Source organism: Endozoicomonas sp. ALD068, assembly GCF_049310145.1.
Taxonomy (GTDB): domain Bacteria; phylum Pseudomonadota; class Gammaproteobacteria; order Pseudomonadales; family Endozoicomonadaceae; genus Endozoicomonas_A.
This window is the reverse complement of sequence record NZ_JBLYNU010000004.1, coordinates 4,528,145-4,551,388: the sequence shown is the minus strand read 5'-3', so window position 1 is coordinate 4,551,388 and position 23,244 is coordinate 4,528,145. Positions and strand designations below refer to the sequence as shown.

Sequence of the window (23,244 nt, the reverse complement as noted above, 5' to 3'; positions counted from 1 at the left end):
TGGTGCCAGATTTAATTGACAAGAGCCATGAACAAAAGAAGGAAGGAGCCATTTCTGTTTTTCAATAGACAATGGCTCCGAGGAAAACAAAGTTAAAGGATGACACCCTTAATGTCGTCGTCTTTACGATCCAGATAGTGGATAGACTTGATACGACGGATCGTACGTGATTTACCACGAATCACCAGTGTTTCGGTTTCTGCGATATTACCTTGGCGGGAAACACCTTCCAGCAGGTCGCCCTTGGTAATACCGGTGGCCGGGGTGTCGTCAGCCAGTGAAGCAAGATCCTGTTGATGTTCTGCCTCATCGCCCTAAAGGGGATTATCTATCGCCTTTCGGGAGAGAAAAAACACCTTGATGACAGAACGAGTTAAAAATCCAAGTATTTATAAGGAACTAAAACCAAATATAAGTATCTAATAATGTAATAAGCCAAAAGTATAATAGGGGGGTTTGCTATGGATGGTGATTGCAGAGTTAATGGTATTATTGAGATTAAGTGCACAATATGTTTTGACACAACAAATTGCAAAAGTATCAAACTAGAATGCGGACATGCTTTTGGTAAATCATGCATGCAGCAATGGTTGGAAAGGAATAAACAACAAAGCTGCCGTATCTGTCTAAAAAAATTAACTGATAGTGATATAAAACAGATAAAAAAAATTCCATTGCAGGAACGCATGGTAACTATTTCGAAAAGAACTCTTAAATTTATTCGCAAGATTAGTTACACGTTTGCTCACCCAACTCCCTCGTTTTTTATTTCGGCTGCTGGCGGGACTGTAGGAGTTGCAGGTGGAGTAATTGCAGATGACGTCCGTTCTTCCGGGGCACTCGCCGCTGCCATGGTTGGTGGTGCTATCAACACTTTCTTGGCTACTCAGCTGCGTGGAAAGACTGTCGATGTTGCTACTGGTGTTGCTACCGGTATTGCTAGTGGTGTTGCTACTTATGCCGTTCTGGGAATCCCTGGAGTTTTCTGTTTAGCTGCCGTGTCTGTTGTCGGGGTTGCTGCCAATTATCTCGTAAAAAATCATTAAAATGATTTGCTGAGATATTTTTTGAAGCATATTCTCCTGGCTGATCCCTCAAGCACCGCTGCTCAGATTTAATTGACAACAGTTGCGAATAGAAAGAAGGGGGAGCCATTTCTGTTTTCAATAGACAATGGCTCGGAGGAAAACAAAGTTAAAGGATGACACCCTTAATGTCGTCGTCTTTACGATCCAGATAGTGGATAGACTTGATACGACGGATCGTACGGGATTTACCACGAATCACCAGTGTTTCGGTTTCTGCGATGTTACCCTGGCGGGAAACACCTTCCAGCAGGTCGCCCTTGGTAATACCGGTTGCCGAGAACACCACGTTATCAGAACTGGCCATATCATCCAGACGCAAGAGAATGCCGGGCTCAATACCCATTTCTTTACAGCGGCTGCGTTCAACATCACCGGCAGCCCTGTTTTCAGGCGTATCGCCTTTGGCTTGATCGCGGGTCATCAGACGACCTTGCATATCGCCACCCAATGCACGAATCACAGCTGCCGATACTACGCCTTCGGGTGCACCGCCGATGCAGTACATCATGTCGACTTCGCTGTCGGGCATACAGGTCAGAATAGAGGCGGCTACATCACCATCAGGAAGGGCAAAAACCTTTACGCCCATTTTTTGCATCATCTCAATGGCGCTGTCGTGACGAGGCTTGGCCAGTGTGATAACGGTCAGATTTTCTATGGGCTTGTGCAGTGCTTTGGCGACATTATGGATGTTCTCTTCAAGGCTAAGGTTCAGGTCGATGGCGTTTTTCGCGCCAGGACCGGCAACCAGCTTTTCCATATACATGTCGGGCGCTTTCAGGAAGGAACCTTTATCGCCAGCAGCCAGAACGGCCACAGCATTGTTCTGACCCATTGCAGTCATGCGGGTACCTTCAATAGGATCAACGGCAATATCAATACTCTCGCCCTGACCCTTGCCGACTTTTTCTCCGATGTAGAGCATGGGGGCTTCGTCGATTTCGCCTTCACCAATGACAATCTCGCCATCCATCTGAACTTTGTTGAGCATGGCTCTCATGGCTTCAACTGCTGCACCGTCAGCCGCATTCTTATCGCCTCTGCCAAGCCACTTATAACCAGCCAGGGCTGCCGCTTCGGTCACACGTGAGAATTCAATCGCCAGTTCGCGTTTCATGGTAATCCTGAGGGTGATCTAGGGTATGGGCGGGACTTTATCACAACTCTGACATCCGGAGTGAATCGCAATAATCGGGATTTTACTCCGCGAGCTTCACTTTTACACGATTTGTGTTATCCACAGACTTGACGCAATTCCCAGCATTCCGTAAAATTTCGCCGCTTTATATTGCCCCTAGCTGTATTTGAAAGGGGTTGGTAGATGCCGGTTTTTACGCCGGCTTTTGCCGTTGAAGCAAAGAATCTTCTGCGCACTCCTCTGACGCAGCTGATTCTTACTTACTTAGAAACGACTGGAGTTCGCCAATGGCAACAATTAACCAGCTGGTTCGCAAGCCTCGCAAGCGTAAGGTCAAAAAGACCGACGTTCCTGCGCTGCAGGCCTGCCCACAGCGTCGCGGTGTATGCACCCGTGTTTACACTACTACCCCCAAGAAGCCAAACTCTGCGCTGCGTAAAGTTTGTCGTGTGCGTCTGACCAACGGCTTCGAAGTGACTTCCTACATTGGTGGTGAAGGTCACAACCTGCAGGAGCACAGTGTTGTTCTGATCCGTGGCGGTCGTGTAAAAGACTTGCCCGGTGTTCGTTACCACACCGTTCGCGGTAGCCTGGATACTCAGGGTGTTAACGACCGTAAGCAGGGCCGTTCCAAGTACGGTACCAAAAAGCCTAAGTCTTGAACTGGTTGCTTGAAACCAGTGTCCAGAGACTAGACTTGAGAACGCTCAGTAGAGCAAGAATTTAACAGTAGGTTGATAAGAGTAAGGTCAGGAGTTTTTTCCTGAGCTACCTGAAGGCCGAAAAGAGGGCTTATCAATGCCAAGAAGACGCGTAGTCGCCAAGCGCGAAGTACTGCCAGATCCAAAGTTTCATAACAAGACTCTGGCAAAATTCATTAACCATGTGATGGTTTCCGGTAAAAAATCTGTTGCCGAGAAAATCGTCTATGGCGCACTGGACAAAGTTCAGGAGCGTACCAGCAAGGACCCTCTGGAGCAGTTTGAAAAAGCGCTCGAGTCCATCGCTCCTGTGGTAGAGGTAAAGTCCCGCCGCGTCGGTGGTGCTACCTACCAGGTACCTGTAGAAGTTCGTCCAAGCCGTCGCACAGCACTGGCTATGCGCTGGCTGGTTGACGCTGCGCGTAAGCGTGGCGAGAAGTCTATGGATCTTCGCCTGGCCGGCGAACTGATGGATGCTGCCGAGAACAAGGGTGCCGCTGTCAAGAAGCGTGAAGACGTGCATCGCATGGCTGAAGCTAACAAAGCGTTCTCTCACTACCGTTTCTAAGTATCAGAGGATTGAGTCGTGGCCCGTAAAACCCCTATTGACCGCTATCGCAATATTGGTATTTGTGCCCATGTTGACGCGGGTAAGACAACGACCACTGAACGTGTATTGTTCTACACCGGTCTGAGCCACAAAATTGGTGAGGTGCACGACGGTGCAGCTACTATGGACTGGATGGAGCAGGAGCAGGAGCGTGGTATTACCATTACTTCTGCTGCTACTACATGTTTCTGGCGTGGTATGGATGCTCAGTTTGATGAGCATCGTGTAAACATTATCGATACTCCCGGACACGTTGACTTCACCATTGAGGTTGAGCGTTCCCTGCGTGTACTGGACGGAGCTGTCGTTGTTCTGTGTGGTTCCTCTGGTGTTCAGCCTCAGACTGAGACCGTATGGCGTCAGGCTGACAAGTATGAAGTACCTCGTATGGTCTTCGTCAACAAGATGGACCGTACCGGTGCTAATTACCAGATGGTAGTCGATCAGCTGCGCGATCGTCTGAACGCAAATGCTGTTCCGATGCAGATGACGATTGGCTCTGAAGACGAGTTCAAAGGTGTTGTCGATCTGGTTAAGATGAAGGCGATCATCTGGAACGAAGCTGACCAGGGTATGACCTTCAACTATGAAGACATTCCTGCCGAGATGGCCGATGTCTGTGCAGAAATGCACGAATACATGGTTGAAGCAGCTGCCGAGTCCACTGAAGAGCTGATGGAGAAGTACCTTGAAGAAGGTGAACTCTCTGAGGAAGAAATCAAGGCCGGTATCCGTGCTCGCACCCTGGCTAACGAAATTATTCCGGTATTCGGTGGCTCCGCATTCAAGAACAAGGGCGTACAGGCCGTTCTGGATGCTGTTATCGAATACATGCCTTCTCCGAAAGAAGTTAAGGCCATTGAAGGTATTCTGGACGACGGTAAAGACACGGTAGAAACCCGTGAAGCTGACGACAATGCTCCGTTTGCTGCGCTGGCGTTCAAAATTGCTACCGACCCATTCGTGGGTACCCTGACCTTCATCCGTAGTTACTCCGGTACCCTGAATTCCGGCGACACCGTTTACAACCCTGTTAAGGGCAAGCGTGAGCGTGTAGGTCGTATGGTTCAGATGCACTCTAACAACCGTGAAGAACTCAAAGAGTGTCTGGCGGGTGATATCGTTGCTCTGATCGGTATGAAGGACGTGACCACTGGCGACACTCTGTGCGCCATGAACAGCGTTATTACTCTTGAGCGTATGGAATTCCCGGAGCCTGTAATCTCTGTTGCGGTTGAGCCAAAGACCAAGGCCGACCAGGAGAAGATGGGTATCGCTCTGGGTAAACTGGCCCAGGAAGATCCTTCTTTCCGTGTTCATACCGACGAAGAGAGCGGTCAGACCATCATCTCCGGTATGGGTGAGCTGCATCTGGACATCATCGTTGACCGTATGCGTCGCGAGTTCAAGGTTGAAGCGAACATTGGTAAGCCACAGGTTGCTTATCGTGAGAAGCTGAAAGCTACCGTTGATGCTAACCACAAGTTTGCCAAGCAGTCTGGTGGTCGTGGTCAGTACGGTCACGTTGTGATTGAGTTCTCTCCGGCTGAAGAAGGTGAAGAAGGTCTTCAGTTCGTCAACGAGATTGTTGGTGGTGTTATTCCGAAAGAATACATCCCGGCTGTTCAGAAGGGTCTGGAAGAGCAGATGCAGAACGGTGTTATTGCCGGCTACCCTCTGCTGGGTCTGAAAGCTCGTCTGTACGATGGTTCTTACCACGATGTTGACTCCAACGAAATGGCGTTTAAAATCGCTGCTTCTCAATGTCTGAAGAAATACGCGCCACAGGCTAACCCTGTTCTGATGGAGCCCATGATGAAGGTTGAGGTGGTAACACCTGAAGACTACATGGGTGACGTTATGGGTGACCTGAATCGTCGTCGTGGTATTGTTCAGGGTATGGAAGATACACCTTCCGGTAAGGTTATTAACGCTCAGGTGCCACTGGGTGAAATGTTCGGCTACGCCACAGATCTGCGTTCAGCAACTCAGGGGCGTGCTACATACTCGATGGAATTCAGCGAGTATGCCGAAGCTCCCGCCAGCATTGCTGAAGCGGTCATTAAAAATCAGGGTTAATAGTGTATCTGCGGTGTTCTAACAGGCATAAAGGGCTGTTAGAATGCTGCACGAGAATCACTACCCCGAACCATTGATATTTATCTAAGGGTCAAGAGAAATGGCTAAGGAAAAATTTGAACGTTCGAAGCCGCACGTAAACGTCGGCACCATCGGTCACGTTGACCACGGTAAAACTACTCTGACGGCTGCACTGACTCGCGTATGTGCAGAAGTATGGGGTGGCGAAGCTAAAGACTTCTCTCAGATCGATAACGCTCCTGAAGAGCGTGAGCGTGGTATCACCATCTCTACTGCTCACGTAGAGTACGACTCTCCTAGCCGTCACTACGCTCACGTAGACTGCCCAGGACACGCCGACTACGTTAAGAACATGATCACCGGTGCTGCTCAGATGGACGGCGCTATCCTGGTATGTTCCGCTGCTGACGGCCCCATGCCTCAGACTCGTGAGCACATCCTGCTGTCTCGTCAGGTTGGCGTACCTTACATCGTGGTATTCCTGAACAAAGCTGACATGGTAGACGACGAAGAGCTGCTGGAACTGGTTGAAATGGAAGTTCGTGAACTGCTGGACACTTACGAGTTCCCGGGTGACGACACGCCAATCATCACTGGTTCTGCCCTGATGGCTCTGGAAGGTAAAGACGACAACGAAATGGGTACTTCCGCTGTTAAGAAGCTGGTTGAAACCCTGGACGAGTACATCCCTGAGCCAGAGCGTGCTATCGATCAGCCGTTCCTGATGCCTATCGAGGACGTATTCTCCATCGCTGGTCGTGGTACCGTAGTAACTGGCCGTGTTGAGCGTGGTATCATCACCGTTGGTGAAGAAGTAGAAATCATTGGTATCAAAGAGACTACCAAGACTACTGTTACCGGTGTTGAAATGTTCCGTAAGCTGCTGGACGAAGGTCGTGCAGGTGAGAACATTGGTGCGCTGCTGCGTGGTACCAAGCGTGAAGAAGTTGAGCGTGGTCAGTGTCTGATCAAGCCAGGAACTGTAACGCCTCACACCAAGTTCGAAGCAGAAGTTTACATTCTGTCCAAGGACGAAGGTGGTCGTCACACTCCATTCTTCAAGGGCTACCGTCCTCAGTTTTACTTCCGTACCACTGACGTGACCGGTGCTGTAGAACTGCCAGAAGGCGTTGAAATGGTAATGCCTGGTGACAACATTAACTTCGTAGCTACCCTGATCGCTCCAGTAGCGATGGAAGACGGTCTGCGCTTCGCTATCCGTGAAGGTGGTCGTACTGTAGGTGCTGGTGTTGTTGCCAAGATCATCGAGTGATATTGAATCGCTGGTAATCTAGACCACCCTATAAAAACCCCGGACTTGTCCGGGGTTTTTTTGTCTTTAAGCCGCTGGCTTTCCTGGTGGATGGGTGAAAACCATCTCAACGAATTGCGAAACCATGGCGCACCTGTCTGAAGAAAAAACTCAACCGGGCCTCTAGTTTATCTCGATTTGCCGACCGTCCCTGCCAATGGTTGAACTTGACAAGGTTAACAATATTGCTAACCTCACCTTATGAAAAAATTAACTTGGCACATCCATTTCTACAGTGATCGAGTCGCCAAGGACATGGATAAGCTGCCTGCCGGGATACTGGCTGATTTCATTGATCTTCTTGATCAGGTTGAAGTTCACGGTCCAAACCTTGGTGAACCTCATACCAAACCAATGGGGCGTGGGTTATATGAACTTAGGGCTAATGGATCTGAAGGAATAGGCAGGGGTCTTTTTTGCAGTGTGAAAGGAAACCATGTTGTTATTTTGCATGTGTTTCAGAAAAAAACTCAAAAAACATCTAAAAGAGACTTAGATCTTGGATATAAGCGGATGAAGGAGGTGCAGCATGGCAAACTTAAGTTATAAAGCATTTCGCAAGAAGGCGCTTGAGCGCGAAGATGTTCAAGCTGCGATGGAAGAAAAAGCAGAGTTCTTTGCACTCCGCCGTGAACTGATTCGAATGCGGCAGGAAGCTGGAATGACTCAGGAAGACATTGCCCGGGCGATAGGTACACAGAAAACCAGTATCTGCCGTCTCGAAAGTGCCAACAGTAAAACGCTCCCGAGTCTGGGTATGCTGAAAAAATATGCACAAGCCACCGGACACAAGCTCAACATCACTTTTTCTCCTTTGTGACACTTCCCTTGGTTTAATGCTGTCGTTTTAATGATGACAGCCAACTGGTTTTCAGGTGTCCATTTATCTGGTTTTTTTGTCGTTTTCAGTCACAGGTACTCCTTGTGATCTTCCTTTCTTGCGTTTTTCCAACCTCGAGAGTAATAACTAAGGCATGGATAAAAAGGTTTCATTTGATTGAAACATATCCGGAGTAAGGTGATGCCAGAAAATGTCGTTGGTTCAGGTCGATTCTAGTTGGAGATGACCTTATGAAAAAATGGATGACTGGTCTGGCTCTGGCGTCAGTATCTGTTGTTAGTAACACTTCTTTGGCTAATTCTCCTGAGGAGTTGACTGTTTACACGGCCTTTGAAACAGATCTGCTATCAACATTCGAAGAGGCTTTTGAGAAAGAGCATCCGAATATCACAATCAACTGGGTTCGTGATTCTACCGGAGTAATCACTGCCAGAATACTGGCAGAAGGCAAAGGAACTCCTGCTGATGTGGTATGGGGGCTGGCTGCTTCGTCTCAGGCTCTTCTGAAAAATCAGGGCATTATTAAAGCCTATACCCCGGAAGGTGTCTCCGAGCTTAAATCCGGCATGGTGGATCCGGAAAGCGATAAAGCCTGGTACGGACATGATGCTTTTTTTAATGCGATCTGTTTCAACAGCGTAGAGGCTGAAAAACTGGGTCTGCCAAAACCTGAAAAATGGGATGACCTTCTGAACCCGGTTTACAAAGGGCATATTATCATGCCTAATCCAGCCTCTTCCGGCACGGGTTACACTCAGGTGGCTGCCTGGCTGCAAACCATGGGTGAAGAAAAGGGCTGGGCGTATATGGAGGCTCTGGATAAAAATATTGCCAAATACACTCACTCTGGTTCCAAGCCTTGTGTTGAAGCAGCCCAGGGAGAAACGGTGATTGGTATTTCATTTGCTCTGCGTGGCGCTAAATTGAAAACTCAGGGCGCACCAATAGATCTTGTGATGCCTCAGGGTGTTGGCTGGGATCTAGAGGCAGTTGGTCTGGTCAATACAAGCTCCGATGCAGCAAAAGCACTGGCTGACTGGTCGGTATCTGAAGAAGCCAATGAGCTTTACAACACGGTTTACCCGGTTGTCGCTCACAAGGATGTGAAAGGCGAAGTCAAAAATTACCCCGATGTTGAAGCTGTCATGGCTGACGTTGATTTTGGTCGTATGGCCAATGAGCGCGATGCCGTTCTTAAAGAATGGTCCGCTAAGTTTGAGTTTAAGTCAGAATAATAATACCCATCGCCAAAACACTTAATAAAAGTAAGGCTGTGGTTTTAAGGGGATGCCATGCTTGAGCTGTTCAACGATCACCTGTTTTTCCACGATAAGCCATTTCATTACTTCTGGCTTCGCGATAACTGTCCTTGTGATCAATGCCGACATGAGTCGGGGCAAAGGCTGATTGAGGTCATGGACGTGCCTATGAATATCAGGCCAGAAGCGGCAGCTGTCGTTGATATTGGTGTTGATAAAAGCTTGCAGATTCTCTGGCAGGATGGTCACCGGTCAATCTATCCAGCAAGTCTGCTTATCGCTGAGGCGTTTGTCCCTGAAACACCAAGTTTGTGGGGAGGGGCTTTGCAGGCTGACAGTATTCGTTTTGACTACAACGCCATAGACGATCCTGAGATTAAACGACAGTGGCTGCAAGCCATTGAAACCCACGGTCTGTCATTTCTCTACAATGTGCCAGCTCAGGCAGGGCAGGTGCTCAAGGTTGTCGATCATTTTGGCTACGTCCGTGAAACCAACTATGGCCGTTATTTTGAAGTAATAAGCAAAGAAGAGCCGGAAAATCTCGCCTTTACGCCCAGGCCGCTGAGCCTTCATACGGATAATCCTTACCGTCATCCAGTGCCAACACTGCAATTGCTGCATTGCCTTGAGGCTGCGCCGGAGGGTGGCATCACTGCTCTGGCGGATGGTTTTTATGCGGCACAGTTGCTGAGACAGCAGCACCCTGAATACTTCGCTCTGCTTTCGACAATTACCCTGCATTACAACTTCAGTAGTGATAGCGCCAGTTTGTCGAGCAGTGGTCCGGTGATTGAGTTGGGTTGCGAGGGTGAAATCATCGGTATTCGTATTAACAACCGTTCGGTCCAGCCGGTGCGCCTGCCATTTGAAAAAGCCAGAGACTTCTACGAAGCCTATCAGTGTTTTATGAATCTTCTTCACAGTGAAGCCTGTAAATATACCTGTAAGCTGGCTCCGGGCGAATTGATGATGTTCAACAATCAGCGGGTTCTGCATGGTCGTGAATTGCCAGCCCGGGGTAAACGACATCTTCAGGGTGCTTATGCGGATATTGATTCCCTGCGCAGTGAACTTAAGCGAATGAATTGATCCAGAAGAAAAGATTATTGAAATGAGAGTTATTGATTTTATCCGCACACAATATATCGAGAATGGTCATGTTGCTTATGGTGAGCATATCTCAATGGCCAATCATATGTTGCAGTCAGCCTTTTACGCTGAACAGAGTGGCAGCTCAAAGGAAGTAGTCGTTGCTGCTTTCCTTCATGATATTGGTCATTTGTTGCATGGTCTCCCGGAAGATATTTCCGATCATGGCATTGATGGCTTTCATGAAGATATTGGTGAGCGTTGTTTAAAAGGTTATCTGCCAACACTGGTCACAGACTGTATTCGACTTCATGTTCAGGCAAAGCGATACATGTGCACACTCAAGCCTGCCTATTACGACAAGCTTACCGAGGCTTCGCGGGAGTCACTTGCTGTACAAGGTGGTCTGATGAGTGATCAGGAGGTCACTGCCTTTGAAGCGGAACCTTATTACAAAGAAGCTATGCGAGTTCGGGTTTATGATGATATGGGCAAGCAAGCCGAGCTGGAACATCCTGATCTGGATTACTACCTGAAGCTGACTGAAGAGTGTTTGGTGATGACTAAGATGCCTGCTCCCGATAACACATTGAGCATATAATAAAGTCGAAGACGAAATTCGTAAAGCCGAGCTGCAAGGTGAAGAAAAAAGGAATACCGCCAACGGAGGGCCAAGCATCTGACGTGTAGCCTTCGCTGTGTCCCATCGCGGAGAAAGAACTGGTTTTTTTGCTGGACAGAAGAGGGAAGGGGATAATGACACTGTGTTCTAGACGTAATTGTCAGTTTTCTTCTTACAGGTATTGATTCATCTCAGTACTTCATCGATGTCCTTCAGCGCATCATTTTTCAATCAGCTCGAGATATTCGAGAGCTGATCCCGTGATCCCGTGATCCTGGAAAGAGAAATTCGAGTCGAGTCCGTTAAAATCCGGTCTCGACAAGTTGGGGTGAATGCCCTTGGCTTTAGCGGTTGCTTTTTGTGCCTCATTCTTCTGATTCTCTTTTGCTTGGTACTCTTTATTAACTAAAGCGGTTTTGTTTCAGCCTAATTCCATATTGCACCCTTAAGATGTTAGTAATCCTAACATTTATGTAATTGAGTAGATTGCTACAGACCAATATCATTCAGTACAAGTTCATTGAGGAAAGAACTATTACGGAATAAATACTCATAAATCTGTACAAATGGAGGTGTAATATGCATTTAGGTACAATCGATTATTCTGATGTAGCGGGGCAGTATCAAGCGCCATTTCAAGCCACTTTAACAGACAAAAATGAAGCAAGTCTTTCTGGTAAGAAAGTAGCTATCGTAGCACCCTTTAATGAGGGTTCTCATGTGCCTGTAGGGGATAAGGGATATGAGGGTCAGCCATTGCAAGCCAGAAAAACCAATCGTGCTCTGGCCGCATTGTCAGCGCTGGCGCTGGGCGTTGCATCAGTGTTACACGTTATGCCAACTGCCACGTCCGTTGGGGCTTTCACAGCGGGTTCCATTGGTGCGGCGGTTGGAGCGTTAGCGGGGCCACAAGGTCTGTTTGCTGGTGCTGTTGCTGGTGTCACTGTTGGATCTTTTATAGGATTAAGCGTGACAGCCTTTTTTACCCCCTATTTGATGGCAAAGGTTTACAATGCGGTCCTGGATGTAACGAATGGCAATGGCTTTGAACGATCAAAGCTTGCTGACAGGGTTGTGGCTTATTATGAGGGGGAAGCTTCAACATCAAAGGCATAAGCCTGATGCGACCTAAACCATAAACCAAAAATCACTGCGATCCCCGCAGTGATTTTTTTATCCGCCGTTTTTCCAGTTTTCTCTTGCCGGGTACACTTAATTAACTAAATCAGTTTTGTTTGAGCCTGATTTCGAAACACTGATGGGTTGTGCCCAGGATCAAAAGTAACCAATAAAAATATGAACCTGGCACTTCCAGAGGGCAGAATAGTAGATGTCAGTCAATTGGGCAGCTAGCTAAGTTAAGTTCTAACGTCCGATATAGCCTTAGCACTTTAGTGCTGTCGTACATATTTTTAGCGTGATCGTAAAGGCCAGGTGGGCAACTTGCTCAACACTCCTTAGCAGTTTTCCTTATCTCATTACTCGTTCTATTAGGTTATCATGCCGTCTTAACTACGCGTGCGGTGGCTGAAACAAGTGTCGAATTATTTTTCGTCAGGCACTTGTGTTGACTTTAAGTTTTGTGCTTAGTAGAATTCCGCGTCCTCTTTTGTCTGGGTGGCATTGTTCACCGGACTTAGTTCTTTATTGATAGATGGTTACAACAAGATGAGTCAAGCTCAGCAGATTCGCATTCGTTTGAAGGCTTTTGATCATCGTCTGATTGACCAGTCCACGCAGGAAATCGTTGATACTGCGAAGCGTACTGGTGCTCAGGTGCGTGGTCCAATCCCTCTGCCAACCCGAAAAGAACGTTTTACGGTTCTCATCTCTCCACACGTAAACAAAGATGCGCGTGATCAGTATGAGATTCGTACTCATAAACGTCTTCTCGACATTATTGAGCCCACCGAAAAGACCGTTGACGCACTGATGAAGCTAGACCTGGCAGCTGGCGTTGAAGTGCAAATCAGTCTCGGTTAATAGCGGCACGGGCAGCCATTCAGTGTGCACAAAACTTTTGTGTAACGCTCTGGAATGAGCGGCCATAGTGGGTGAAAGCCCCGTACACGAGAGAGGTTGAAATGACTATTGGATTAGTCGGTAAGAAGTGCGGTATGACCCGTATCTTCACAGAAGACGGTGCTTCTGTACCAGTCACTGTAATTGAGGTTGATCCTAACCGCATCACTCAGGTTAAAAGCCTGGATGTTGATGGTTACAGCGCAGTTCAGGTGACTACGGGTACTAAAAAAAGCAGCCGTGTTCGCAAGCCAGAGGCTGGCCACTTTGCGAAAGCAAAAGTAGAGGCTGGCCATGGTCTTTGGGAATTCCGTGTTGACGATTCTGCTTCTTACGAGCTGGGTCAGTTGATCGGAGTTGACCTGTTCGAGCAGGGTCAGAAAGTAGACGTAACTGGTCAGTCCAAAGGTAAGGGCTTCCAGGGTGGCGTAAAGCGTTGGAACTTCCATATGCAGGACGCTACACACGGTAACTCTCTGTCTCACCGTGCTCCTGGTTCCATCGGTCAGTGTCAGACCCCGGGTCGTGTCTTCAAGGGTAAGAAGATGGCTGGGCATATGGGTGCTGAGAAAGTGACTGTTCAGTCCCTGGAAATCGTTCGCGTTGATGCTGAACGTAACCTGCTGCTGGTAAAGGGTGCAGTACCTGGTGCTACTGGTGCTGACGTTATCGTTAAAGCTGCAGTTAAAGCGCGCGCCTGAGGGGATTAGACGATGGAATTGAATGTAACAGGTGCTGGTACGGTTCAAGTCTCTGACGTGACCTTCGGTACTGAATTCAACGAAAGCCTGGTTCACCAGACTGTCGTTGCTTTCATGGCCGGTGCTCGTCAAGGTACCCGTGCTCAGAAAACCCGCAGCGAAGTAAGCGGCGGTGGACGCAAACCCTGGCGTCAAAAAGGTACTGGCCGTGCACGCGCCGGTACAATCCGTAGCCCACTGTGGCGCGGGGGCGGTAAATCTTTTGCTGCTAAACCACAGGATCACGCTCAAAAGCTGAACAAGAAAATGTATCGTGGTGCTCTGCGTTCTATCTTGTCTGAGCTGGTTCGTCAGGAACGTCTGGTGGTGGTTGAAAGCCTTGGTGCCGAAACGCCAAAGACCAAGCTGATGGTAGCCAGACTGAAGGAGCTGAATGTCGAGAGGGGTCTGATTGTTTCTGATGAAGTAGATCAGAACCTGTATCTGGCGACTCGCAACATTCCCCATGTGGATACACGTGACGTACAAGGCGTTGACCCCGTCAGCCTGATCGCTCATGAGAAAGTCGTGATGACTGTTGCAGCCATCAAGAAATTCGAGGAGATGCTGGGATGAACCAGGAACGTATTTATAAAGTTCTGCTTGGTCCGCACATTTCCGAGAAGGCGACAGTGGTGGCTGAAGAGCATGGCCAGTACGTCTTCAAGGTAGCCAAGGACGCAACCAAGCTTGAAATCAAAAAAGCGGTAGAGCAACTGTTCGAAGTCAGCGTTGATGCTGTTCGTACAGTGGTTGTTAAAGGTAAGACCAAACGTACTCGTTTCGGTATGGGCAAGCGCTCAGACTGGAAAAAAGCGTACGTCAGTCTGGCGCAGGGTCAAGAGATTGACTTTGCCGACGCGGAATAAGGAGTTACAGGATGGCCGTAATTAAGTGCAAGCCGACTTCTCCGGGTCGTCGCTTTGTTGTCAAGGTTGTAAACCCTGACCTTCACAAGGGTCGCCCACACGCGCCTCTGGTGGAAAAGAAGAGCAAGTCTGGTGGTCGTAACAACGCTGGTCGCATCACTACCCGTCATCGTGGTGGTGGTCACAAGCAGCACTACCGTATCGTAGACTTTCGTCGCAACAAGGATGGCATCCCGGCTATCGTTGAGCGTCTGGAATACGATCCAAATCGTACCGCTCATATCGCCCTGCTGAAGTACATGGACGGTGAGCGTCGTTACATTATCGCACCTAAAGGTGTGAAAGCTGGTGACGAGCTTTACTCTGGTGTTGATGCTCCTATCAAGCCAGGCAACACACTGCCTCTGCGTAATATTCCGCAGGGTTCTGTAGTTCACTGTGTTGAGCTCAAGCCAGGTAAAGGTGCGCAGATGATGCGCAGTGCCGGTACTTCCGCTCAGGTCGTAGCGCGTGATGGTGCTTACGTAACCCTGCGTCTGCGTTCCGGTGAAATGCGTAAAGTACTGGCTGACTGTCGTGCAACTCTGGGTGAAGCCTCTAACAGCGAGCACAACCTGCGCTCTCTGGGTAAGGCGGGTGCCAAGCGTTGGAGAGGCGTGCGTCCGACCGTTCGTGGTGTTGCCATGAACCCGGTTGATCACCCACACGGTGGTGGTGAAGGTCGTACCTCCGGTGGTCGTCACCCAGTGACACCATGGGGTGTTCCGACCAAGGGTCGTAAGACTCGTTCCAACAAGCGTACGGATAAAATGATCGTACGTCGTCGCAGCGCGAAGTAAGCCTAGAGAGAGGATACGACAGTGCCACGTTCTTTGAAGAAAGGCCCATTTATCGACCTTCACCTGCTGAAGAAAGTCGAAGATGCGGTTGAAAGCGGCAACAAGCGTCCGATCAAGACCTGGTCACGCCGCTCAATGATCCTGCCAAACATGGTGGGTCTGACTATCGCCGTTCATAACGGTCGCCAGCATGTGCCTGTTTTCGTTAGCGAAGACATGGTAGGCCTCAAGCTGGGCGAGTTTGCTGCTACCCGCACCTACCGCGGTCACGCTGCAGACAAAAAGGCCAAGAAGCGCTAAGAGGGTAAGAAATGAAAGAAGTAGCTGCTATACACAAAGGCGCTCGCATTTCCGCCCAGAAAGCGCGCCTGGTTGCTGACCAGATCCGAGGCAAAGCTGTTGGTGAAGCCCTGGACCTGCTGGCATTCAGCCCTAAAAAGGCTGCAGAGCTGGTCAAGAAAGTGTTGGAATCTGCGATTGCTAACGCAGAGCACAACGAAGGCATGGATATCGATGAGCTGACAGTGTCTACTATCTTCGTTGACGAAGGTATGACCATGAAGCGCATTCGTCCACGTGCCAAGGGCCGTGCTGATCGCATTCTTAAGCGGTCTTGCCATATCACGGTTAAGGTTGCAGAGGTCTAAGGAGCGATCACATGGGTCAGAAAGTACATCCAAATGGGATCCGACTGGGCATCGTAAAGCCCCACAGATCTGTATGGTTTGCTGAAGGTCAGCAATACGCTGACAAGCTGATTACGGATCTGGAAGTTCGTGATTTCCTGCAGAAGAAGCTGAAAAATGCTTCTGTAAGCCGCATCGACATCCAGCGTCCAGCACAGAGCGCTCGCGTTACCATCTACACTGCCCGTCCAGGCATCGTAATTGGTAAAAAAGGCGAAGACGTTGAGAAGCTGCGCCAGGCTGTTACCAATATGATGGGCGTACCTGTTCACATCAACATTGAAGAAGTTCGCAAGCCCGAACTGGACGCAATGCTGGTTGCACAGTCCATCGCTGGTCAGCTGGAGCGTCGTGTAATGTTCCGTCGTGCCATGAAGCGTTCTGTACAGAATGCTATGCGTCTGGGCGCGAAGGGCATCAAGGTGCAAATCAGTGGTCGTCTCGGCGGCGCCGAGATTGCCCGTACCGAATGGTACCGTGAGGGTCGCGTACCTCTGCACACTCTGCGTGCAGACATCGATTACGCAACTTATGAAGCCCTGACTACCTACGGTATCCTGGGCGTTAAAGTATGGATCTTCAAAGGCGAAGTGATTGGCGGAATGGCAGCTGAAGCTGAAAAGCAGCCTAAAGAGCCAGCCAAACGTCCTAAGAAGAGACAGGCTAAGAAGTAAGGAGCGCGGTAATGTTACAGCCAAAGCGTACGAAATTTCGTAAGCAGCAAAAGGGTCGCAATCGCGGCCTGGCACACCGCGGCTCCACTGTTAGCTTCGGTGAATACGCATTGAAAGCAACAGGCCGTGGACGCATAACTGCTCGTCAGATCGAAGCAGCACGTCGTGCCATGACCCGTCATATCAAGCGTGGTGGTAAAATCTGGATTCGCGTCTTCCCTGACAAGCCGATCTCCAAGAAACCTCTCGAGGTTCGTATGGGTAAAGGTAAGGGTAGTGTCGAGTACTGGGTAGCACAGATCCAGCCGGGTCGTGTCCTGTACGAAATGGAAGGTGTGTCCGAAGAGCTGGCTCGCGAGGCATTTGCCTTGGCTGCAGCCAAGCTGCCAGTGGAAACTGCCTTCGTTAAGCGGAGCGTGATGTGATGAAAGCTGCTGAATTGCGTGAAAAAACGGTTGAACAGCTCAACGAAGAGCTGGTCACACTGCTGCGGGACCAGTTTAACTACCGCATGCAGAAAGCGACGGGTCAGCTGAGTCAGACTCATCTGCTGAAGCAGACCCGACGCGACATCGCCCGTATTAAGACGGCGTTGAATGAGAAGGCAGGTATTTAACAATGGCTGAAGACAAGAAAGTCCGTACTCTGACCGGTAAGGTTGTGAGTGACAAGATGGACAAGACCGTCACCGTTCTTATTGAGCGCCGTGTTAAACATCCGCTCTACGGTAAGATCGTTAAGCGGTCCACCAAGTTGCACGCTCACGACGAAAACAATGATTGCCGTATGGGCGACATTGTCACAATCAAGCAAACACGTCCTTTGTCTAAGTCCAAGACATTTGAACTGGTTTCCATTGATGAGCGTGCTACTCAAATATAAGGCCACGGTGCCCTGGGTCTGAGTGGAAGTGGCTGGCCTTGTGGTCGGCCAGTTGTACAACGACCGGCGGGTACCCGTCTGCAGTTTGGGCTTGGAGAATAAGCATGATCCAGACAGAATCTCAACTCGAAGTAGCCGATAACTCCGGCGCTCGTCGAGTACAGTGTATCAAGGTGTTGGGTGGATCCCACCGCCGCTACGCCCACATTGGCGACATCATCAAAGTCACCGTTAAGGAAGCGATTCCACGCGGTAAGGTCAAAAAAGGCCAGGTGATGAACGCCGTTGTTGTGCGTACCAAAAAAGGCGTTCGTCGTCCAGACGGTTCCGTAATCCGCTTCGATGGCAATGCTGCCGTTCTGCTGAACGCAAGCAATCAGCCAATCGGTACCCGTATCTTTGGGCCAGTGACTCGTGAACTGCGTGGTGAGCAGTTTATGAAGATCATTTCCCTGGCACCAGAAGTACTGTAAGGGAGCAGGAAATGAAAAAGATCCGTCGTGACGACGAAGTAATTGTCATTGCTGGCAAGGACAAAGGTAAGCGCGGCAAAGTGCAGACCGTTCGTGCCGATGGCAAACTGATTGTTTCTGGTATCAACATGATCAAGAAGCATCAGAAGCCTAACCCGACACTGGGCACCCCTGGTGGCATCGTTGAAAAAGAAGCTCCAATTCAGGCTTCCAACGTTGCAATCCTGAACACAGAAACCGACAAGGCTGACCGTGTTGGCATTGCTATCTCTGAAGATGGCAAGAAACAGCGCGTGTTCAAGTCTACCGGTCAACCGGTTGACGCGTAAGGGGTGGCATAATGGCAAACTTCAAGACTAAATATCGTGAAGAGATCCTGCCCAAGCTCAGAGAAGAGCTGGGCGTGAGCAACGTTCACGAAGTTCCTCGTATCACTAAAATCACCCTGAACATGGGTGTGGGTGAGGCGATCGGTGACAAGAAAGTCATCGAGAACGCTGTTGCTGACATGGAAAAAATCGCCGGTCAGAAAGCAGTCGTTACCAAGGCACGTAAATCCGTTGCAGGCTTCAAGGTTCGTGAAGGCTGGCCAATCGGTGTTAAAGTGACCCTGCGTGACGAACGTATGTACGAATTCCTGGAGCGTCTGGTTGACATTGCTCTGCCTCGTGTTCGTGACTTCCGTGGTATCAGCCCGAAGTCTTTCGACGGCCGTGGCAACTACAGCATGGGTGTCAAAGAGCAGATCATTTTCCCGGAAATCGATTACGATAAAGTCGACGCTCTGCGTGGTCTGGATATTACCCTGACTACCACAGCTAAGACTGACGACGAAGGCCGTGCACTGCTGAAAGCCTTCAACTTCCCGTTCCGTAACTGATTAAGGTACGAGCCCATGGCAAAAGTATCCATGAAGCAGCGGGAGTTGAAGCGTCAGCGCACCGTTGCCAAGTATGCAGAGAAGCGCGCTGCGCTGAAAGCGATCATCATCAGTCCTGACAGCTCAGAAGATGAGAAGTGGGACGCTCAGGTAGCACTGCAGAAGCAGCCACGTGATGCCAGCTCATCTCGTCTGCGTAATCGCTGTCGTGTAACAGGTCGCCCTCACGGCTACCTGCGTAAATTCGGCCTGAGCCGCATCAAGCTGCGTGAAGCGGCCATGCGTGGTGATGTTCCAGGTCTGGTTAAGGCCAGCTGGTAAGCGCGATTGATCTTCTGGAGAGATAGATAATGAGTATGCAGGACCCGTTAGCAGATATGCTAACTCGTATCCGTAATGCCCAAATGGCAGAACATGCATCTGTCGAAATGCCATCTTCCAAGGTAAAGGCTGCTGTAGCCAAAGTACTGAAGGAAGAAGGTTATATAACCGATGCACGTGTAGAAGGCGAAGTTCAGAAAACTCTGATCATCGACCTGAAATACTATGAAGGCAAACCTGTTATTGAAAACCTGAAGCGCGCAAGCCGTCCGGGTCTTCGTTCTTACGCAGGCAAAGAAGGTCTGCCCAAAGTGAAAGGCGGTCTTGGTATTGCCATTGTTTCTACCAACAAAGGTGTAATGACCGATCGTGCTGCCCGTGCAGCCGGTGTTGGTGGCGAAATTCTTTGCACCGTATTCTAAGGGAGGGGTCAGATGTCTCGAGTAGCAAAAAGCCCTGTAGAAGTCCCTGCCGGTGTTGAGATCAAGTTGAATGGTCAGCATATCTCCATCAAGGGTGGTAAAGGTCAACTGGAGCTGAGCATTCACTCCAACGTTGAAGTAAAGCAGGAAGAAAACGTCCTGACTTTCGAAGCCCGTGACGGTGCCAAGCACTCTCGTGCATTGGCTGGTACTACCCGTGCGCTGGTTAACAACATGGTGACCGGTGTGACCGCTGGTTTCGAAAAGAAACTGCAGCTGGTGGGTGTAGGTTATCGTGCGCAGGCCAAGGGCAAGAGCCTGAATCTGAACCTTGGCTTCTCTCATCCGGTTGACTACAGTTTGCCGGAAGGCGTCACTGCGGAAACTCCAAGCCAGACAGAGATCCTGATCAAGGGTATCGACAAGCAGCTGGTTGGACAGGTTGCAGCGGAAATCCGCGAATTCCGTCGCCCAGAGCCATACAAAGGCAAGGGTGTCCGCTACGCCGACGAACACGTTCGTCGTAAAGAAGCCAAGAAAAAGTAAGGTAAGGTGATCATGATTGATAAAAATTCTGCTCGCCTGCGTCGTGCCCGACGTGCACGGATGAAGATGCGTGAATTGGGCGCTAACCGTCTGAGCGTTCATCGCACACCGCGTCATATCTATGCGCAGGTGGTTGCCCCTGAGGGTGACAAGGTGCTGGCCTCTGCCTCCACCGTTGAGAAGGAGCTGCGTGGCGAAGCTACCGGTAACGTTGAAGCTGCTAAAAAAGTGGGCGCTCTGATTGCTGAGCGAGCTAAAGCTGCTGGTGTTGCCAAGGTCGCTTTCGACCGCTCCGGTTTTAAGTATCACGGTCGTGTTAAGGCTCTCGCCGATGCAGCCCGTGAAGCCGGTCTGGAATTCTGAGGGTAGGCATCATGGCGAAAGATGAGCGTAAACCGCAAAACAATGACGAAGGCCTGATCGAAAAACTGGTGCAGGTTAACCGTGTAGCCAAAGTGGTGAAAGGTGGCCGTATCTTCGGTTTCACAGCCCTGACCGTTGTTGGTGATGGTAAAGGTAAAGTAGGCTTCGGTCGTGGCAAGGCGCGTGAAGTGCCTGTCGCTATTCAGAAGGCTATGGAAGCTGCCCGTCGGAACATGATCCAGGTAGACCTGAACGGTGATACCCTGCAGTACCCTGTAAAAGCCCGTCACGGTGCTTCCAAGGTCTACATGCAGCCTGCTTCTGCAGGTACCGGTGTTATTGCCGGTGGTGCAATGCGTGCTGTTCTGGAAGTGGCTGGCGTACACAACGTACTGGCCAAGTGCTACGGTTCCACCAACCCTGTGAACGTTGTTAACGCAACCTTCAAGGGTCTGCGCGACATGCGTTCTCCTGATGACATTGCTGCCAAGCGTGGCAAGTCTGTTGAAGACATTCTGGGGTAAGTCATGGCTGAGAAGATCAAAGTGACGCTCGTAAAGAGCACTAACGGTCGCCTCGAAAGCCACAAGGCTTGCGTCCGTGGCCTGGGTCTGCGTCGCATCAACCACACGGTTGAAGTGGAAGATACTCCTTCCGTTCGCGGCATGATCAACAAGGTATCTTACCTCGTTAAGGTCGAAGGAGAATAACATGCGTCTGAATACTCTGAGTCCTGCCGAAGGCAGTCGTAAAGAGCGCAAGCGCGTTGGCCGTGGTATCGGTTCCGGTCTGGGTAAGACTGGTGGTCGTGGTCACAAAGGTCAGAAGTCACGTTCCGGTGGTTCTGTAAGACCAGGTTTTGAAGGCGGCCAGCAGCCACTGCAACGCCGTCTGCCCAAGTATGGTTTTACTTCCCGCAAGGCGCGTTTCACTGCTGAAATTCGTCTGCATGAGTTGGCCAAGGTTGAATCCGAAGTGATCGATCTGGCGGCTCTGAAGGCTGCAGACCTCATCAACGGTAGCATCCTGCGAGCGAAAGTGATACTGTCCGGCGAACTGAACAAGGCCGTAATACTAAAAGGTCTGGCAGCTACCAAAGGCGCTCGCGCCGCGATCGAAGCTGCTGGTGGTAAGATCGAGGACTAAATGGCTAAGACACTACCTGTTGGGAATCAAAGCGGTTTGGGCGAGTTAATTTCTCGCCTCAAGTTCGTATTTCTGGCGATCCTGGTATATCGGATCGGTGCTCATATTCCTGTGCCTGGCATCAACCCTGATGCCCTGGCTCGGATGTTTCAACAAAATGAAGGGACCATTCTTGGCCTGTTCAACATGTTCTCCGGTGGTGCATTGGAGCGTATGTCGGTGCTGGCACTGGGAATCATGCCCTACATTTCGGCGTCCATCATCATTCAGTTGATGACCGTGGTCAGCCCCCAGTTGGAACAGCTCAAGAAGGAAGGTGAATCGGGTCGACGCAAGATCAGTCAGTATACCCGCTACCTGACAGTGTTGCTGGCGTTCGTCCAGGGTACTGGCATGACCGTAGGTCTTGCTAACCAGGGCGTGGCGTTCAATCCTGATATCAGCTTTTATGTAGTAGCTGTAGTCACCTTCGTAACCGGTGCCGTCTTTATGATGTGGCTGGGTGAGCAGGTGACTGAACGCGGGATTGGTAACGGCATCTCTATCCTGATCTTTGCAGGTATTGTCGCTGGCCTTCCCAGTGCGATCGGGCGGTCATTCGAGTCCGCCCGTCAGGGTGACATCAATATTCTGGCATTGCTCGCAATTGCTCTGCTGGCCATTGCAATTATTGCATTCGTTGTATTCATCGAACGCGGTCAGCGCCGTATAACTGTCAATTACGCCAAGCGTCAGCAAGGTCGTAAAGTGTTTGCGGCACAGAGCAGCCATTTGCCCCTGAAAGTAAATATGGCTGGTGTTATTCCAGCCATTTTTGCTTCCAGCCTTCTGCTCTTCCCTGCATCCATTGCACAATGGTTTGGTCAGGGCGAGGGCTGGGAATGGCTCCAGGATATCGCACTGGCACTGGGTCCGGGTCAGCCGCTGAACATAGTCTTGTTCTCTGCAGGTATCATCTTTTTCTGCTTCTTCTACACTGCGCTGGTCTTCAATCCGAAGGATGTTGCAGACAACCTGAAGAAGTCAGGGGCATTCATCCCGGGTATTCGTCCTGGTGAGCAGTCTGCCCGTTACATTGATGGTGTCCTGACTCGTTTGACCATGTTTGGCGCTATCTATATGACAGCAGTATGTCTGCTGCCACAGTTCCTGGTAGTTTCGGCTAACGTGCCTTTCTATCTGGGTGGTACCAGTCTGCTGATCGTAGTAGTGGTCGTCATGGATACGATGGCTCAGGTGCAGTCACACCTGATGTCACATCAGTACGAGTCACTGCTGAAGAAATCCAATCTTAAGGGCTACGGTGGTGGTGGCCTGATCCGCTAACACCGGTTCTGCATCGAATGCCACTAGCTCTGAAATGGTGGAGTGAATAATGAAAGTACGTGCATCGGTTAAGAAAATCTGCCGTAACTGCAAGATTATCAAGCGCAAGGGCACTGTTCGTGTCATCTGCGTTGAGCCACGTCACAAGCAACGCCAAGGTTGATTGTGCATGAGGTCTTTCGGGTTGTCCCGGGCCGTTATGGCTTGACCTCATAAGGCTACAGATAAATACAACCGTTCATGAGCATCATGAGCGGTTGTATTTTGTCGTTGGTGGGATTAAAATTTCCGC

General features: G+C 49.9%; 36 protein-coding genes. 34 read left to right on the top strand and 2 right to left on the bottom strand.

Annotation, left to right across the window (positions count from 1 at the left end):
• Positions 1-92: 92 nt before the first annotated feature.
• Positions 93-251 carry a fructose-bisphosphatase class II gene (locus ACO6V5_RS16520; RefSeq protein WP_422492207.1) on the bottom strand — a complete coding sequence of 53 codons (159 nt, stop codon included), beginning with the start codon at positions 249-251 and terminating at the stop codon, positions 93-95.
• 210 nt (positions 252-461) lie between these two features.
• Here ACO6V5_RS16520 and ACO6V5_RS16515 point away from each other — a divergent pair, with 210 nt between their 5' ends.
• The gene (locus ACO6V5_RS16515; protein WP_422410009.1) at positions 462-1,046 is read left to right on the top strand and encodes an RING finger domain-containing protein; all 585 of its coding nucleotides are present in this window, start codon (positions 462-464) and stop codon (positions 1,044-1,046) included.
• A gap of 148 nt (positions 1,047-1,194) precedes the next feature.
• Here the strand turns inward: ACO6V5_RS16515 and glpX are convergent, their stop codons facing one another.
• The gene (gene glpX, locus ACO6V5_RS16510; protein ID WP_422136677.1) at positions 1,195-2,205 is read right to left on the bottom strand and encodes a class II fructose-bisphosphatase; all 1,011 of its coding nucleotides are present in this window, start codon (positions 2,203-2,205) and stop codon (positions 1,195-1,197) included.
• Between the two features lie 308 nt (positions 2,206-2,513).
• Between glpX and rpsL the strand changes: the two genes are divergently transcribed.
• From rpsL to rpmJ, 33 genes are all read left to right on the top strand, one after another.
• The gene (rpsL, locus tag ACO6V5_RS16505; RefSeq protein ID WP_034841716.1) at positions 2,514-2,888 is read left to right on the top strand and encodes a 30S ribosomal protein S12; all 375 of its coding nucleotides are present in this window, start codon (positions 2,514-2,516) and stop codon (positions 2,886-2,888) included.
• Between the two features lie 136 nt (positions 2,889-3,024).
• The gene (gene rpsG, locus ACO6V5_RS16500; protein WP_252177337.1) at positions 3,025-3,495 is read left to right on the top strand and encodes a 30S ribosomal protein S7; all 471 of its coding nucleotides are present in this window, start codon (positions 3,025-3,027) and stop codon (positions 3,493-3,495) included.
• Positions 3,496-3,513: 18 nt separating this feature from the next.
• Entirely contained in the window at positions 3,514-5,616 is a 2,103-nt protein-coding gene (gene fusA / locus ACO6V5_RS16495; protein ID WP_422136678.1) for an elongation factor G, read from the top strand.
• A 100-nt stretch (positions 5,617-5,716) separates the two neighbouring features.
• The gene (tuf, locus tag ACO6V5_RS16490; protein WP_257254328.1) at positions 5,717-6,910 is read left to right on the top strand and encodes an elongation factor Tu; all 1,194 of its coding nucleotides are present in this window, start codon (positions 5,717-5,719) and stop codon (positions 6,908-6,910) included.
• 240 nt (positions 6,911-7,150) lie between these two features.
• Complete coding sequence (locus ACO6V5_RS16485; RefSeq protein WP_422136679.1) at positions 7,151-7,498, top strand: type II toxin-antitoxin system RelE/ParE family toxin; 348 nt, start codon at positions 7,151-7,153, stop codon at positions 7,496-7,498.
• The gene (locus tag ACO6V5_RS16480; protein WP_422136680.1) at positions 7,479-7,769 is read left to right on the top strand and encodes a helix-turn-helix domain-containing protein; all 291 of its coding nucleotides are present in this window, start codon (positions 7,479-7,481) and stop codon (positions 7,767-7,769) included. The genes ACO6V5_RS16485 and ACO6V5_RS16480 overlap by 20 nt, the downstream gene beginning before the upstream one ends.
• Before the next feature lie 251 nt (positions 7,770-8,020).
• Entirely contained in the window at positions 8,021-9,025 is a 1,005-nt protein-coding gene (locus ACO6V5_RS16475) for a putative 2-aminoethylphosphonate ABC transporter substrate-binding protein (protein ID WP_422136681.1), read from the top strand.
• Between the two features lie 57 nt (positions 9,026-9,082).
• Complete coding sequence (locus tag ACO6V5_RS16470) at positions 9,083-10,141, top strand: TauD/TfdA family dioxygenase (RefSeq protein ID WP_422410014.1); 1,059 nt, start codon at positions 9,083-9,085, stop codon at positions 10,139-10,141.
• Between the two features lie 22 nt (positions 10,142-10,163).
• Complete coding sequence (locus ACO6V5_RS16465) at positions 10,164-10,742, top strand: HD domain-containing protein (RefSeq protein WP_422410016.1); 579 nt, start codon at positions 10,164-10,166, stop codon at positions 10,740-10,742.
• 600 nt (positions 10,743-11,342) lie between these two features.
• Positions 11,343-11,879 carry a hypothetical protein gene (locus tag ACO6V5_RS16460; protein WP_422410018.1) on the top strand — a complete coding sequence of 179 codons (537 nt, stop codon included), beginning with the start codon at positions 11,343-11,345 and terminating at the stop codon, positions 11,877-11,879.
• Positions 11,880-12,431: 552 nt separating this feature from the next.
• Complete coding sequence (gene rpsJ, locus ACO6V5_RS16455; RefSeq protein ID WP_034841731.1) at positions 12,432-12,746, top strand: 30S ribosomal protein S10; 315 nt, start codon at positions 12,432-12,434, stop codon at positions 12,744-12,746.
• Between the two features lie 101 nt (positions 12,747-12,847).
• Positions 12,848-13,486: a 50S ribosomal protein L3 gene (gene rplC, locus ACO6V5_RS16450; RefSeq protein ID WP_422136685.1), complete on the top strand. Its 639-nt coding sequence runs from the start codon at positions 12,848-12,850 to the stop codon at positions 13,484-13,486.
• Positions 13,487-13,498: 12 nt separating this feature from the next.
• Complete coding sequence (gene rplD / locus ACO6V5_RS16445; RefSeq protein ID WP_252177330.1) at positions 13,499-14,101, top strand: 50S ribosomal protein L4; 603 nt, start codon at positions 13,499-13,501, stop codon at positions 14,099-14,101.
• Positions 14,098-14,394, top strand: a complete 297-nt coding sequence (gene rplW / locus ACO6V5_RS16440) for a 50S ribosomal protein L23 (RefSeq protein WP_422136686.1) — start codon at positions 14,098-14,100, stop codon at positions 14,392-14,394. The genes rplD and rplW overlap by 4 nt, the downstream gene beginning before the upstream one ends.
• Positions 14,395-14,405: 11 nt before the next feature.
• Positions 14,406-15,233, top strand: a complete 828-nt coding sequence (gene rplB, locus ACO6V5_RS16435; RefSeq protein ID WP_252177328.1) for a 50S ribosomal protein L2 — start codon at positions 14,406-14,408, stop codon at positions 15,231-15,233.
• A gap of 21 nt (positions 15,234-15,254) precedes the next feature.
• The gene (rpsS, locus tag ACO6V5_RS16430) at positions 15,255-15,533 is read left to right on the top strand and encodes a 30S ribosomal protein S19 (protein ID WP_252177327.1); all 279 of its coding nucleotides are present in this window, start codon (positions 15,255-15,257) and stop codon (positions 15,531-15,533) included.
• 11 nt (positions 15,534-15,544) lie between these two features.
• Positions 15,545-15,880: a 50S ribosomal protein L22 gene (gene rplV / locus ACO6V5_RS16425; RefSeq protein ID WP_317143670.1), complete on the top strand. Its 336-nt coding sequence runs from the start codon at positions 15,545-15,547 to the stop codon at positions 15,878-15,880.
• An 11-nt stretch (positions 15,881-15,891) separates the two neighbouring features.
• On the top strand, positions 15,892-16,593 hold the full coding sequence (rpsC, locus tag ACO6V5_RS16420; RefSeq protein ID WP_422136688.1) for a 30S ribosomal protein S3: 702 nt from the start codon (positions 15,892-15,894) through the stop codon (positions 16,591-16,593).
• A gap of 11 nt (positions 16,594-16,604) precedes the next feature.
• Positions 16,605-17,018, top strand: a complete 414-nt coding sequence (rplP, locus tag ACO6V5_RS16415) for a 50S ribosomal protein L16 (RefSeq protein WP_034841748.1) — start codon at positions 16,605-16,607, stop codon at positions 17,016-17,018.
• Entirely contained in the window at positions 17,018-17,209 is a 192-nt protein-coding gene (rpmC, locus tag ACO6V5_RS16410) for a 50S ribosomal protein L29 (RefSeq protein WP_252177324.1), read from the top strand. The genes rplP and rpmC overlap by 1 nt, the downstream gene beginning before the upstream one ends.
• A 2-nt stretch (positions 17,210-17,211) precedes the next feature.
• Positions 17,212-17,475: a 30S ribosomal protein S17 gene (gene rpsQ / locus ACO6V5_RS16405; RefSeq protein ID WP_422136689.1), complete on the top strand. Its 264-nt coding sequence runs from the start codon at positions 17,212-17,214 to the stop codon at positions 17,473-17,475.
• 104 nt (positions 17,476-17,579) lie between these two features.
• On the top strand, positions 17,580-17,948 hold the full coding sequence (rplN, locus tag ACO6V5_RS16400; RefSeq protein WP_062268071.1) for a 50S ribosomal protein L14: 369 nt from the start codon (positions 17,580-17,582) through the stop codon (positions 17,946-17,948).
• 11 nt (positions 17,949-17,959) lie between these two features.
• Positions 17,960-18,277 (top strand): 50S ribosomal protein L24, encoded by a 318-nt coding sequence (gene rplX, locus ACO6V5_RS16395; protein WP_257253580.1) that lies wholly within the window; start codon positions 17,960-17,962, stop codon positions 18,275-18,277.
• A gap of 11 nt (positions 18,278-18,288) precedes the next feature.
• Positions 18,289-18,828, top strand: a complete 540-nt coding sequence (gene rplE / locus ACO6V5_RS16390) for a 50S ribosomal protein L5 (protein ID WP_257253585.1) — start codon at positions 18,289-18,291, stop codon at positions 18,826-18,828.
• 15 nt (positions 18,829-18,843) lie between these two features.
• On the top strand, positions 18,844-19,149 hold the full coding sequence (rpsN, locus tag ACO6V5_RS16385) for a 30S ribosomal protein S14 (RefSeq protein WP_422136690.1): 306 nt from the start codon (positions 18,844-18,846) through the stop codon (positions 19,147-19,149).
• Positions 19,150-19,178: 29 nt separating this feature from the next.
• Positions 19,179-19,571 (top strand): 30S ribosomal protein S8, encoded by a 393-nt coding sequence (gene rpsH, locus ACO6V5_RS16380; RefSeq protein WP_422136691.1) that lies wholly within the window; start codon positions 19,179-19,181, stop codon positions 19,569-19,571.
• 12 nt (positions 19,572-19,583) lie between these two features.
• Positions 19,584-20,117 carry a 50S ribosomal protein L6 gene (rplF, locus tag ACO6V5_RS16375; RefSeq protein WP_422136692.1) on the top strand — a complete coding sequence of 178 codons (534 nt, stop codon included), beginning with the start codon at positions 19,584-19,586 and terminating at the stop codon, positions 20,115-20,117.
• 12 nt (positions 20,118-20,129) lie between these two features.
• Positions 20,130-20,480 (top strand): 50S ribosomal protein L18, encoded by a 351-nt coding sequence (rplR, locus tag ACO6V5_RS16370; RefSeq protein WP_257253596.1) that lies wholly within the window; start codon positions 20,130-20,132, stop codon positions 20,478-20,480.
• 11 nt (positions 20,481-20,491) lie between these two features.
• Positions 20,492-21,004 carry a 30S ribosomal protein S5 gene (gene rpsE, locus ACO6V5_RS16365; RefSeq protein ID WP_252177316.1) on the top strand — a complete coding sequence of 171 codons (513 nt, stop codon included), beginning with the start codon at positions 20,492-20,494 and terminating at the stop codon, positions 21,002-21,004.
• Between the two features lie 3 nt (positions 21,005-21,007).
• Positions 21,008-21,190 carry a 50S ribosomal protein L30 gene (gene rpmD, locus ACO6V5_RS16360; protein ID WP_252177315.1) on the top strand — a complete coding sequence of 61 codons (183 nt, stop codon included), beginning with the start codon at positions 21,008-21,010 and terminating at the stop codon, positions 21,188-21,190.
• Between the two features lies 1 nt (position 21,191).
• Complete coding sequence (gene rplO, locus ACO6V5_RS16355) at positions 21,192-21,626, top strand: 50S ribosomal protein L15 (RefSeq protein ID WP_422410028.1); 435 nt, start codon at positions 21,192-21,194, stop codon at positions 21,624-21,626.
• Positions 21,627-22,952: a preprotein translocase subunit SecY gene (secY, locus tag ACO6V5_RS16350; RefSeq protein ID WP_317143664.1), complete on the top strand. Its 1,326-nt coding sequence runs from the start codon at positions 21,627-21,629 to the stop codon at positions 22,950-22,952. It abuts the gene before it with no gap.
• 49 nt (positions 22,953-23,001) lie between these two features.
• Positions 23,002-23,115 (top strand): 50S ribosomal protein L36, encoded by a 114-nt coding sequence (gene rpmJ / locus ACO6V5_RS16345; RefSeq protein WP_079253874.1) that lies wholly within the window; start codon positions 23,002-23,004, stop codon positions 23,113-23,115.
• Positions 23,116-23,244: the final 129 nt, after the last annotated feature.